The 12375-nt window shown below is 66.1% G+C and carries 7 protein-coding genes; 2 read left to right on the top strand and 5 right to left on the bottom strand.

Features of this window, described 5'->3' with window-relative positions; translation table 11 throughout:
* Positions 1-21: 21 nt before the first annotated feature.
* Entirely contained in the window at positions 22-336 is a 315-nt protein-coding gene (locus BSY238_RS08445; protein ID WP_223300317.1) for a hypothetical protein, read from the bottom strand.
* A 263-nt stretch (positions 337-599) separates the two neighbouring features.
* On the opposite strand from BSY238_RS08445, the gene BSY238_RS08440 reads away from it, so the two are divergent.
* Positions 600-1646 (top strand): MBL fold metallo-hydrolase, encoded by a 1047-nt coding sequence (locus BSY238_RS08440; protein WP_069038739.1) that lies wholly within the window; start codon positions 600-602, stop codon positions 1644-1646.
* A gap of 24 nt (positions 1647-1670) precedes the next feature.
* On the top strand, positions 1671-3503 hold the full coding sequence (locus BSY238_RS08435; protein WP_069038738.1) for a PHA/PHB synthase family protein: 1833 nt from the start codon (positions 1671-1673) through the stop codon (positions 3501-3503).
* Positions 3504-3533: 30 nt separating this feature from the next.
* On the opposite strand, the gene BSY238_RS08430 is transcribed toward BSY238_RS08435, so the two are convergent.
* The 4 genes from BSY238_RS08430 to BSY238_RS08415 all read right to left on the bottom strand — a co-directional run bounded on the left by BSY238_RS08430 (position 3534) and on the right by BSY238_RS08415 (position 12348).
* On the bottom strand, positions 3534-9209 hold the full coding sequence (locus BSY238_RS08430) for an Hpt domain-containing protein (protein WP_069038737.1): 5676 nt from the start codon (positions 9207-9209) through the stop codon (positions 3534-3536).
* A complete protein-coding gene (locus tag BSY238_RS08425; protein WP_069038736.1) occupies positions 9206-11299 on the bottom strand; it encodes a methyl-accepting chemotaxis protein in 2094 nt (697 codons plus the stop codon). Before BSY238_RS08425 ends, BSY238_RS08430 begins: the two co-directional genes overlap by 4 nt.
* A 160-nt stretch (positions 11300-11459) precedes the next feature.
* The gene (locus BSY238_RS08420) at positions 11460-11972 is read right to left on the bottom strand and encodes a chemotaxis protein CheW (RefSeq protein ID WP_069038735.1); all 513 of its coding nucleotides are present in this window, start codon (positions 11970-11972) and stop codon (positions 11460-11462) included.
* Complete coding sequence (locus tag BSY238_RS08415) at positions 11965-12348, bottom strand: response regulator (RefSeq protein WP_069038734.1); 384 nt, start codon at positions 12346-12348, stop codon at positions 11965-11967. The genes BSY238_RS08420 and BSY238_RS08415 overlap by 8 nt, the downstream gene beginning before the upstream one ends.
* Positions 12349-12375: the final 27 nt, after the last annotated feature.

Here is a 12375-nt window from a genome sequence, read left to right as displayed (position 1 = left end):
ATTCCTGATCCGGATCGGCCTTCAGTCGAGAAATTTTGCCCGGACAATACGCCACTCCTGCGGTCCGTCGAGCGTGCGCGAGCAGCCGAGCGGCACCGGCTCGGCGCCCGGCTTCATTTCCGTCTTCGAGCGGTCGCCGGTGCCCACATCCATGTGAAAGCGGTCGAGCCACACCATCACGGTGCGCGTCGGATGGCTATTGGCAACGAGCAGCTGCACCGAGTTGCGCGACACGCAATTGCCGGCGAAATCCTGGCTGAAGGTGACGAACTTCGTCGGGTCTTCGTCCTCGGCCCACACCATCGGGCCGCTCAGCGCGAGCAGCAGCAAACACATCGTTTTCCGCATTGTTTCCTCCGGATTCATGGGCCGTCAGGCGACCCGCAAATCTCTGATGCCGGCCAGCCGCCGGTGTTCCGCGCCCTGATGCGCAAGTTTAGGGTCTGTTGGCTTTAAATTGCGGTTCGCGATTCATGGCAACAGACCCTGGCAAGCCCGCCATCGCGTTCCGGAAGCAGGTTCGATATTGCACTGCACAATGCGCAGTCGTTTCGGGTTACCATTCAAGGAATTCAACGCCTTGGACTACGCTGCCCATCGTGTCTGCCCTCGAACCCCATCCCGCGATCGCCCCGCCAGCCGGCTGCATGGTGCAGGTGGCGCGTGGCGTGCACTGGTTGCGCATGCCGGTCGCTTTTGCGCCCGGTCACGTGAATCTGTGGGCCATCGAGGATCAGTACGAGGATGGCAGCAACAACGGACCGTGCTGGACGCTGGTGGACGCAGGTTTTCCGGATGACGCGACGCGCGCCAACTGGACCGCGGCGCTGACCGGCGACCTCGCCGGTCGTCCGGTGCGCCGGATACTGATCACCCACTGCCACCCTGACCACTTCGGGCTCGGCGAGTGGCTCGCGCAGCAGACCGGCGCACGCATCTGGATGTCGCTCGGCGAATTCATGACGGCACAAGCCTGGTTCGGCACCGTGCCTGCGTCGGACCGGGGCTTGATGGCCGACTTTTTCGTGCTGCACGGTCTGGCTGCCGAACAGACCGATGCGATGCGCGGTGAAAGCGGGCGCTACCGGCAGGTCGTCGGTGAATTGCCGCTGGCGATGCGGCGCATCCTGCCTGGCGAAACCCTGCGCATCGGCGGTGACGACTGGACGGCCATCGCGGGCTACGGCCACTCGCCGGAGCATCTGTCCTTCCATCGCGCCAACGATCCGGTACTGATCGCCGGCGACATGCTGCTGCCGCGCATCTCGCCCAACACGCCGACGCTGGCCTACGAGCCGGAGGTGGACGCGGTCGGTCAGTACCTCGATTCGATCGAACTTTTTCGCGCGCTGCCCGACCACACCGTGGTGCTGCCGGCGCACGGCGATCCGTACGTCGGCATCGCCGCACGCGTGGATGCGCTTCAGGCGCACCATGCAGAACGCCTCGCATTGATCGTGAGCCTGTGTGCCGAGCCGCAAACCGCGGCGGCGCTGCTGCCATCGCTGTTCAAGCGCGAACTCGACAGTTTCCAGACCCGCTTTGCCATGGGAGAGGTGATTGCCCACCTCAACCACCTGTGGCAGACGGGTCGCCTGCGCCGCCTGCCGAAGCAGGACGGCGTGCTTCGTTACACCCAGCCATAACCAGTTTCCGGGGGAGCCAGAGCCATGAATAAACCAGCCACCAAAGACACCACACAGCCCGAGGCGTCGTCCCTGCCTGATCCGGCAGAAGTCGCCAAGACCTATGCCCAGGTCGCCGAACGAGCGTCCAAGCTGCTCGGAGACCACGTCCAGCGACAGCTCAAGCGCGGCATCACGCCGCCAGCCGACGAACTGGGCATCGCCCAGGCCTTCATGGACATGACGTCGCACCTGCTGTCCAACCCGTACAAGCTGGCGCAGGCGCAGATGGGACTGGTGTGGGACTACTACACGCTGTGGCAGCAATCGATGCTGAAATTCATGGGTGTCGATGCAGCACCGGTGGTCACTCCGGTCAAGGGCGACAACCGCTTTCGCGGCGAAGATTGGCAGAGCCATTTCCTGTTCGATTTCTTCAAGCAGAGCTACCTGATTTCGGCGCGCCACATCCATGATGTGGTGAGCAACGTCGAAGGCATGGACGAACACACGCTGCAGAAGGTCAATTTCTTCACCCGCCAGACCATCAACGCATTCAGCCCGAGCAATTTCGCGCTGACCAACCCCGAAGTGCTGCGCGAAACCGTGCGCAGCCATGGCCAGAACCTGCTGAAGGGCTTCAACAACCTGCTGCGCGACATCGAGGATGGCGACGGCCAGCTGCGCGTGCGCATGACCGACACCACGGCGTTTGAACTGGGTCGCAACGTGGCCACCACGCAGGGCAAGGTGGTGGGCGAGAACGCGCTCATGCAGCTGCTGCAGTTCAACCCGACGACCGAACAGCAGTTCAAGCGTCCGCTGCTGATAGTGCCGCCCTGGATCAACAAGTACTACATCCTCGACCTGCGCGACTCGAACAGCTACATCAAGTGGGCGACCGATCAGGGTCACACCGTGTTCGTCATTTCCTGGGTGAATCCGGACGAAAAGCTGGCCCAGCTGACCTTCGAGGATTACGTGGAGCAGGGGCCGCTGGCCGCACTCGACATGATCACGAAGCAGACCGGCGAAACCGAAGTCAATGCCGCCGGCTACTGCCTGGGCGGCACGCTGCTGGCCACCACGCTGGCCTATCTGTCGGCGAAGAAGGACAAGCGGATCGCCAGTGCCACCTTCTTCACCACGCTGATCGATTTCTCGGAGCCGGGTGAGCTGGGCGTGTTCATCGACGAGAAGGCCGTCGAGGGGCTGGAAAAGAAGATGTTCTCGCGCGGCTATCTCGAAGGGTCGGAAATGGCCGGCACCTTCAACATGCTGCGCTCGAACGATCTGATCTGGTCGTTCGTCGTGAACAACTACCTGATGGGCCGCGAGCCCTTCCCGTTCGACTTGCTGTACTGGAATTCCGACTCGACCCGCATGCCGGCCTGCATGCACAGCTATTACCTGCGCCAGATGTACATCCACAACAAGCTGCGCGAGCCGGGTGGCATCACGGTGCTCGGTGAAGCGATCGACATCCGCAAGATCAAGCAGCCGGTGTATTTCATCTCCGCCATCGAAGACCACATCGCGCCGTGGAAAAGCACCTACACCGGTGCCACCCTGCTGTCCGGCCCGACGCGCTTCGTGCTCGGCGGCTCCGGCCACATTGCAGGCATCGTCAATCCGCCGGCCGCCAACAAGTACGGCTACTGGACCAGTGCCGCACCCAAGCTGGCAGCCGATGCCGACACGTGGCTGGAGGGCTGCACGCAACACACCGGTTCCTGGTGGACCGACTGGCAGCAGTGGGTGACCGCGCTCGACGCCGACATGGTGCCGGCGCGCGACCCGGCAAAGGGCAAGCTGAAGGTGATCGAAGATGCACCTGGCCGTTATGCCAAGCTGCGTCTCGACACGACGAAAGGTTGATCAAGGGGGCGCGCAGGGCGCCCCTGAACTTCACCGGCGGCCGCTGCCGCCGGTGAAGTCAGCCACCCGCTGCAGCAGGTGGGCCTCGTCGTAAGGCTTGCCGAGATACTCGTTCACGCCGATCTGACGCGCATAGGCCTGATGCTTCTCGGCGATGCGCGAGGTGATCATCACGATGGGAATGTCGCGCGTGCGCGCGTCGGCGCGCACCTGCAGCGTCAGTTCGAAACCGTCCATGCGCGGCATTTCGATATCCACCAGCATGACTGCCGGCAGCTTGTCGGCCAGCTTTTCCAGCGCATCGACGCCATCCTTGGCCGTGATGACGCGGTAGCCTTCGCGTTCCAGCAGCCGGCTGCTCACCTTGCGCACGGTCAGCGAATCATCCACCACCATGATCAGCGGCGGCAGCGCTTCCGGCACTTCCGGCACGGCGCGCACGATGTCGGGTCGGTCAGCCATGCGACCGATACGCGATGCCAGCGACACCGGGTTGATGATCAGCGTGACTTCGCCATCGGCCAGCACGGTGGCGCCGGCGATGCCGGCCAGCCGTGACAGTTGCGGTCCGACTGGTTTCACGACCACTTCCTGGTTGCCGCGCAGCGCGTCTGCCTCCAGCGCCATCAATTCGTGGCCGGCACCCAGCAGCAGCAGCCAGGTGCCGGTGCCCGGCTGGGCATCGGCATTGCCAAGCAAGCGGGGCAGGTAATGATAGGTGTAGTGGTGGTCCATCCAGTCCTGGCCACCGGCCAGACGAAGGGCAACCGCTTCGTCATCGCGCAGCTCGTGCGCGTGCTTCACCATCGACGACGGAATGGCGTAGGTCTTGCCGCCGCTGCTCACCAGCAGTGACTGGGTCACCGCCAGCGTCATCGGCAGCGACAGCCTGAAACGCGTACCGCGGCCGGCTTCCGATGTGGTTTCGATGCGCCCGCCCAGTGCGGTCGTGGCGTTCCTCACCACATCCATGCCGACGCCACGGCCGGCCAGTTCCGACAGCTGTTCGGCGGTCGAGAAGCCCGGTTCGAAAATGAGGCTGGTCAGACGCCGCTCGTCGGCCTCCTCGTCTGCGCCGAGCAGCCCACGCTCGACGGCGCGAGCACGGATGCGTTCGAACGCCAGCCCGCCACCGTCGTCGACCAGTTCGATGACGACCTCGTTGGTCTGCTGGGTCAGTGAAATGACGATTTCACCGGTTTCCGACTTGCCCGCCGCTTCGCGTGTCGCGCGTGGCTCGATGCCGTGGGCCACCGCGTTGCGCAACAGGTGCTCGATGGGACCGGTCATCTTTTCCAGCACTTCGCGGTCGAGTTCGATGCGTGTGTTGGTCAGTTCAAGATTGACCTTCTTGCCGGTTTCCTTGGCCGACTGGCGAGCCACCCGGTACAGCCGGTCTTCCAGCGTCGAGAACGGCACCATGCGCACCGACATCAGCGCCTGCGACAGATCCCGGTTCAGCCGCGCCTGCGACTGGATCGCGGTGTCGGCCGCATCGAGGTTGCGCACCAGGTTGTACTGCACCGTGGTCACGTCGGACAGGCTTTCGGCCATCATGCGCGACAGTTCCTGGAAGCGCGTGAAGCGATCCATTTCGAGCGGGTCGAACTGTTCGTGCTGCGCCTCGGCGGCGGCCATCCGCGACTGCATCTGGCTCTCGGCCTGGATTTCGATTTCGCGCAGCTGGCTGCGCAGGCGCTGTACGTTTTCCGTCAGATCATTCAGCGAGCCGCGCAGCGAACGCAGTTCGCCCTCGATGCGGGTTCGCGCAATGCTCATTTCGCCGGCTTCATTGACGAAGCGGTCGACCATGTCGGACCGCACGCGCACCGACGGGCGCTCGCGCGGCGCACTGGCGTCGCCCTCGGCCGCGGGCGTCGGGGCTGCTGCATCCTCGGTCGCCACGGTCTCCGGAGTCAGCGCTTCACCGCGCTCCAGCTTCGCCACCAGTTCTTCGCAGCGGTCATAGCCGAGGTCGAGCTCGTCGAGCAGCAGCGCGCGATCATCCGGCGCACAAGGCTGTTCGATCAGCGTCTCCATGCTGTGCACCAGATCGCCGAAGCGCATCACACCGGCCATCCGGGCACTGCCCTTGAGCGTATGCAGCTGCCGGCGCAATGCGTCCGACGCACTCAGCGCGTCGTTGTCGTCGCGCCAGCTGCGCAGTTCGCTGCCGATTTCCCGCAGCAGGTCATGGGCCTCCTCGATGAAGATCGGCAGCAGCTGATGATCGATCTCATCCGGTACCACGGAGGCCTGTGCGCTGTCGGCCGGCACGGCGGCGCGGGCTGATGGCAGGCGCGCCAGTTCGAACGGCTGTGCGTCATTGCCGGCCGCCTCGGCCAGCACGTATTCGTCCGGCAGCGTGACCTTCTCGAACGCGGTCAACGCCGGCAGGTCGGCCGCGACGACTTCCAGTGCGGGTTCGACCGGGGCGGCCATTTCGTCCGCGGTGTCGAAGGCCTCGGGTTGTATCGGTTCGGGCGCTTCCGCCAGCACTTCCGTCACGCCGCCTACCGGCATGATGTCCATGTCCGGCAGTTCGAGAACCTGCAGTTCGACTGTCTCGGGCACGACGCGTGCTGCGCTGAACAGCGCATCGAGCCGTGCGATCAGTTCCGGTGCTGGAGTGGCGATCGCACCAGAACCGATGGCGGCGACCTGGGCTTCCAGCGCGCTGGCGGCGCTGTTCAGCAGCGCGGATTGGTCGGCTTGCGGCGCGTCGCCGCGCGCTTCGCAGCGCAGCAGCGCATGTTCGAGCGCGCGCGCCAGCGCGCTGATGTCTTCCTGACTGACGGTGAGAGAAATGCCACCCAGTGTGTGCGCGGCGAGCAGGCTGTCCTGGCTCGGACGCAGCGACGGATTGATGTGCAGTCGCGTCAGTTCGCGCCGCAAAGTGGCGACGTGACCACGCGCTTCGGCGAGGAACAGGTCGAACAGCGTGCGGTCGGCGCCGGCATCGAGTGCGCGCTCTTCTGCGTCGATGTCGGACGTGATGTCTATCGTGCTTTCCGGCAGCGTCAGTTCGACGCCCGGTGCATCCAGGTCGAAATCGAGTTCGAGGTCGACGTCGCCGGCAGCGGCGTCCAGCGGTGCATCCAGTGCGACGATGTTGGTCACCGAATCGAGGCCGGTGTCGGGCTCGAACACATTGGCTGCGACCGGCTCGGCGGCCGGCGTATCCGCCTCCAGATCGAAATTGAAATCGATGTCCAGGTCGAGGTCGCCGCCCGCGACGGCTGCGCCCGGGACTGCGTCTTCAGCCGGTGCTTCGGCGGCCGGCGCGGCAGCGGGCTCTGCGTCGTGCGTCTGTATCGCGTCGCAGGCCGGCTGCAGCCATTCATGCTCCGGCGAGCGGGTATCGCCCTGCGCCAGCCGGTCAACCCAGCCAGCGAACAGCATGCGCGCGCCGTCGAGCAGGTCGAACAGTTCCGGTGTGCCGTCGCGCTCGCTGCCCAGCCAGCGGTTCATCACCTGCTCGACCGCGAACGCCGCCTCGCCCAGATCGCGCAGGCCGACCATGCGACCGCTGCCCTTGAGCGTATGAAAGCCGCGTCGCAGCGTGGTCAGCAGATCCTGGCTGTGCGGCTGCAGGCGCGCGGCGTCGGTACTCGACGCCATCGTATCCAGCACTTCGCGCGCTTCCTCGATGAATATCTCGAGCAGTTCGGCGTCGAAATCCTCCTGGCTCGCTTCGGCGAGGCGCACCGTGTCGGCCGACGGCGCAAGCGACTCGTGCGGTGTCTGGCCGATGCCCTGCACCGCGTCGGCGATGGCGGCATCGGGTACCGCCTCGCCGGCCTTGAGTGCGGCCAGGGCTTCGGTGGCGCGCTGCTCGAGTTTTTCATCGGCGAGCAGCTTGGCGTCCTGCCGGATGGTTTCGAGTGCCTGACGCAGTTCGTCGCGCGTGTGCGCGTCGGCGCCGCCGTGCGACAGCCGGTCGAGCAGCTGAGCCGCCTTCTCGCGCCGGTTCGCAAGTTCCGACTCCACGCTTGCGCCTTCGCCGGCTTCGGCGGCGTCCTGCGCCGCGCTGCGCGGGTTGAGGATCAGGTCGAGGTCGGCCGGGCCGTATTGCAGCTTGTCGACGAAGAAGCCCAGGCCGGACAGCTGGTGCGCGAGGGCTTCGAATTCGCCTTCCACGATTTCATGTTCCGGCTTCGCCATGTCGGCGATCTGCGCCGCCGCACGACGCACCAGCGACACGGCGGCGTCCTGCCCCAGCATGTTGAGCGCGCCGTCGATCTGCTTCAGCGGGCCGGCCAGCGACGCCAGTTCTGCCGCGCGCGATGGATCGCGGAAGTAGCCGTCGAGCTGCTGTTCGACATCGGCCAGGCTGGCCATGATTTCGCGTGCCACCTGACCCATGAACAGCCGTTCCTGCGCGCGGCGCGACATTTCGTCGAACAGCGGGATCTGCATCGCCGGCAGCGCTTCGCCGCGGCGCGCCCGCGCGAGGCGGTCGATCAGCGTGTCGACCTGGCTCGGCAGGTCTTCGCTCTGTGCGCGGCTGAACTGTTCGACCAGCGCGTCCATCACCAGCAGCGCGGTGGCGACTTCCATCGCCAGATTTTCGGTGTGCTGCAGCGGATCGCGGCGCAGCCATTGGCCAAGGTCGAGCAGCGCGGCGGCCAGACGCGCCAGATCCGGCTGACCGACGCGGCCCGCCGCGGCGACCATGGCTTCGCATTGTTCATGGAACTGCGGCAGGCCGACCGCCGCCCCGGACGAAAAACGGGTCCATGCATCCTTGCCCTGGCCAAGCGATTCGCGCAGCGCGGCCAGCGCCGGACGCAGGGTGCCGAAGTCGTCGTGGCCGGCGGTGTCGCCGGGTGCCAGCAGTGCGTCGAGCTGATAGGTATCGCGCACCTGACGGATATGCGGCGTCACCTGATCGGCGGTGGCGATGAAGTACAGCGAATCGCGCATCAGCCGCTCGGCCACGCCGCGCGAGCCTTCGAGCAGGCGGCGCATCTGCACGTCCATGCGCGCGCACAGCCGCTTGATGAAGAAGTCGCCGCGGATGGCGCCCTGCGCCAGACCGTCGGTCAGCGCACCGCACACCCACCAGAAGGCGCGCGTCGCCGGGACCGACTGCATCTGTTCGATGGCACCGATGGCCTGCCGCATCTGCGGCAGGCCTTCGCGATCGTCGCGCAGGAAACGCAGCAGGCCGCGTTCGAACTGGCTGCGTGCGGCACGCAGCGCGCGCGCACGGTCCAGTGGCGACATTTGCGACGCCGGCTGGGCCGGAGCCGGCGGGCGCAGCGTGAGGTCGGGGAAAAACAGTTCGGACGGCACGACGACCGTTTCGCCGCGCAGCGCCATCAGGTCGCGATACAGCGGCATCAGCCGCATCGGCTGGTCTGCGCCACCCGCGACCAGTTCGTCGAGATGACCGCGCACCGACGCAATGGCGCGCTGGGCGAGCGATGAAGCCCCCCGGCTGCTGGCCAGCCTGCCAGCGTGCCAGTCGGCGAACAACTGTTCGAGCGCGTCGCAGAAATGGGTCAGGCCGTCGAGACCGACGATGGCCAGCGCGCCGCGCGCCTGGTGCAGATGGGTCTGCGCAAACTTGAGCGGCTCGGCGCCCGCCTGATGATCTTCGTTGCCGAGTGCTTCGGATGCGCGGATCAGCGCCAGATCGATTTCGCCGCGGACCCAGATCAGCGGGCCCAGATCCTGATGGGTGGAAGGCGTCGTGTTCATACCTTGAAGCCCGCGACCGAGCCTTTGAGTTCAGCCGCCAGATCGGCCAGCTGTCCGATGGAAAGAGCGGTCTGCTTGGTGCCGACCGTGGTCTGTTCGGTAATGCGCAGAATGCCCTGCATGCCGTGCGCCACCCGGGTCGCCTGCTCAGCCTGTACCTGCGCCGACGACGAAATCGCTTCGATCAGTTCGGTCAGTTCGGTCGAAACGGTTGAAATTTCATCCAGCGCCTGTCCGGCGGCGTCGGACAGGCGCGCACCTTCGACCACGCCGCGGGTCGAGTTTTCCATCGCGGCGACCGCGTCCTGGGTATCGGTCTGGATGGTGCGCACGATGGCTGCAATCTGCTTGGTCGCCTCGCCCGACCGTTCGGCCAGCCGCTGCACCTCTTCGGCCACCACGGTGAAGCCGCGCCCGGCCTCGCCGGCACCCGCGGCCTGGATGGCGGCATTCAGCGCCAGCACGTTGGTCTGTTCGGTAATGTCGGAAATCAGTTCGACGATTTCGCTGATCTCCTGCGACGACTCGCCGAGGCGCTTGATGCGCTTCGATGTTTCCTGGATCTGGTCGCGGATGTCGTTCATGCCGCGGATCGAATTCGACACCGCGTTCGAACCGTTCTGGGCTGCCGCCAGCGACTGGCGCGCCACCTGCGCCGAGCGGGTCGCCTCTTCCGACACCGCGTTCATCGATTTCGCCATGGCCAGCACCGACTGGCCGGACTCCGTCACTTCGCGCGACTGCCGCTCTGCGGCCGTCAGCAACTGGGTCGAAATGCGCTGCGCGGACTCCGACGCTTCGGCCACGCGTCCGGCCGCGTCGTTGATCCGCTTTACCAGCACCGACAGTTCCTCGATCGTGTAGTTGACCGAGTCGGCGATGGCGCCGGTGATGTCTTCCGAAACCGTCGCACGCACCGTCAGGTCGCCGTCGGCCAGGTCGCCCATTTCATTCATCAGGCGCAGGATGGCCTGCTGCGTCGTGTCCTTTTCGCGTTTCGCTTCCTCGCGCGAGCCTTCGACGAGAACGCGCTGCCGGTGCTGGTCCTCGTTGTAGGCGCGCACCATCAGGAACACGCTGGCCAGCGCAAGCAGCACGCACAGCGCGGCGCCAAGCGCACGCAGCGCACGGTCTTCGCGCTGTGCCGAATAGACTGTGGCCAGTGCGTCGGTCGGACCCGCCAGCGCCGCAGCGCTGCCGATCAGCCAGAGACCCGCGGCACGTGCGGCGAGCAGGTCGGCTGGCTTGTCCAGCGCCGTAACCAGCGCGGTCAGGCGCGGCACCAGATCGTTGTGCGCCTGCGCAAAGGCCTCACGCGGCTCGCCCTCGGCACTTTGTTCGAGTTGGGCAGCGGTGTCGAGCAGCACGGGCAGGGCGCGCTGAAGCGCGTCGAGCGTGTCGGCTGACGTCGGCGTGATTGAGGTCAGCGCATGGATCGCCGCCCGGACCTGACCGACGCTGCCGGCCAACGACAGGCTGAGCCCGCCATCGCGTGCGCCACGCTGGGCGGCGATGCGGCCCAGCGCAGTCATCATCGGTGTTGCAGCAGCATCGAGTGCGCGGCCGGCCTCGCCAAGCGCAATCAGGGTTTTCTGCTGGCCAAGCAGCAAGGCTGTGTTGCGGTCCTGGCCGCTCCATGCGGCGTCGATCTGTTGCAGCGCATCTTTCGCGGCGCCGCGGGCGGGCGGCAGCGATACACCGTCCACCTCGCCACCACGGTTCAATGTGTCGAGCAGCGCGGTCACCGCAGCGCGAGCGGACGAAAGTTGGCCCAGCGCGCCGGCCTGTCCGGCCAATGCCTGCGGCGCGGATTGAGTCACCCCCTGCATCAGCGTGCGCAACTGACCCGCGGCATGGATGTGGGCCGCGTTTTGCCGCGTGCCGCGCCAGTCCTGCCACACCAGTACTGCGGCCAGCGCGATGAACAGCAGGAAGATCACCGCCAGCGACCGCACCTGCTGGCCGAGCGGCAGGTGGCCGATCAGCGGCAGACGGCCGCGCAGGAATCCCGCGGCATCCAGCTGATTCGACGGCGCGGGGTCGCTGCCGGCCTGCGCAGCGGACTTCAGTCCAGGAATGTTCAACGCCATCGGGACTTTCCTCGGGGACTACGTTGCTTGGGGGATAAGGCAGGGGGCTCGAGCAGCGGCCAGCCCGGAACAGCGATCACGAAAACATGGCCCGATGCAGCGCCGGGCGATCGGCAGCAGCCGGCAGCGGGATGACGTGCGAGCAGGGCCGGCATGCGGGTCAGGCCGCCACGTCGGCAAAGCCGGGGTCTGCGTAGAGGCGTCGCGGATCCAGCCGCAGCCACACGCGGCCCTGGGTGTCGACCAGCCGGTCCGACGCCCAGGGTCGCGCATCGGCCTGACCGGTATCAGCGCTTTCGAAATCTTCGAGTGCCCGCAGACCGAGCACGCGGGACACCAGCAGCGCGCTGTTTGTCCCGAATTTGGCGTGCGGCAGAAGCAGCCGTGTTTCGCCCGCCACACCGGTTGATGCGCCGCCCTGAAAGGCGGCGAAGTCGGTCACCGCGTAGAGCAGGCCGCGTACGTTGGCGATGCCGCGCAGCCAGCTGCGGGTCAGCGGTACCGGCGTCAGCGCGGGTACCGGCAGGATTTCGCCGGATTCGGCCAGATCGACCAGCCACAATTCGTCGCCTGCCTGCACGCCGAGCAGCGCGCGTGCGCTGCCCTGTCCGGAGGTGTCGGACAGCTTGCGGGCCAGCTCCTCCTCGAATTCGCGCAGCGAGACCCTAGCCATCGTTGCCCGCCGCGCCCAGTTGCTGGATGCGGCCCAGCAGTTCTTCGAGATTGACCGGCTTGACCATGTAATCGAGCGCGCCCTGCCGCATGCCCCAGATGCGGTCGGTCGGCAGATCCTTGCTGGTGCACATGATCACCGGGATGTCACGCGTACTGTCTTCGCGCGTGATGGTGCGCGTTGCCTGGTAGCCGTTGACGCCGGGCATCACGACGTCCATCAGGATGAGGTCGGGTTTTTCGGCCTTGGCTTTCTCGATGGCCTGCTCGCCGTTCTCGGCGATGATGACCTCGAAGCCCTTGCGGGTCAGGAAGTCGTTCAGTACATGGCGTTCGGTGGGCGAGTCGTCCACCACCATGATGCGCTTGATGGCCATTGTGGCTCCGCGTTCGGTAAGCGCCGG

This window comes from Methyloversatilis sp. RAC08, from assembly GCF_001713355.1.
GTDB lineage: Bacteria > Pseudomonadota > Gammaproteobacteria > Burkholderiales > Rhodocyclaceae > Methyloversatilis.
This window is presented reverse-complemented; position numbering and strand designations above follow the sequence as displayed.

What these genes read in the sequence shown, in the direction of transcription:
- BSY238_RS08430 (WP_069038737.1), bottom strand. Translation starts at nt 9,209, where the DNA reads ATGAACACGACGCCTTCCACCCATCAGGATCTGGGCCCGCTGATCTGG.
- BSY238_RS08415 (WP_069038734.1), bottom strand. Translation starts at nt 12,348, where the DNA reads ATGGCCATCAAGCGCATCATGGTGGTGGACGACTCGCCCACCGAACGC.
- BSY238_RS08420 (WP_069038735.1), bottom strand. Translation starts at nt 11,972, where the DNA reads ATGGCTAGGGTCTCGCTGCGCGAATTCGAGGAGGAGCTGGCCCGCAAG.
- BSY238_RS08425 (WP_069038736.1), bottom strand. Translation starts at nt 11,299, where the DNA reads ATGGCGTTGAACATTCCTGGACTGAAGTCCGCTGCGCAGGCCGGCAGC.
- BSY238_RS08435 (WP_069038738.1), top strand. Translation starts at nt 1,671, where the DNA reads ATGAATAAACCAGCCACCAAAGACACCACACAGCCCGAGGCGTCGTCC.
- BSY238_RS08445 (WP_223300317.1), bottom strand. Translation starts at nt 336, where the DNA reads ATGTGTTTGCTGCTGCTCGCGCTGAGCGGCCCGATGGTGTGGGCCGAG.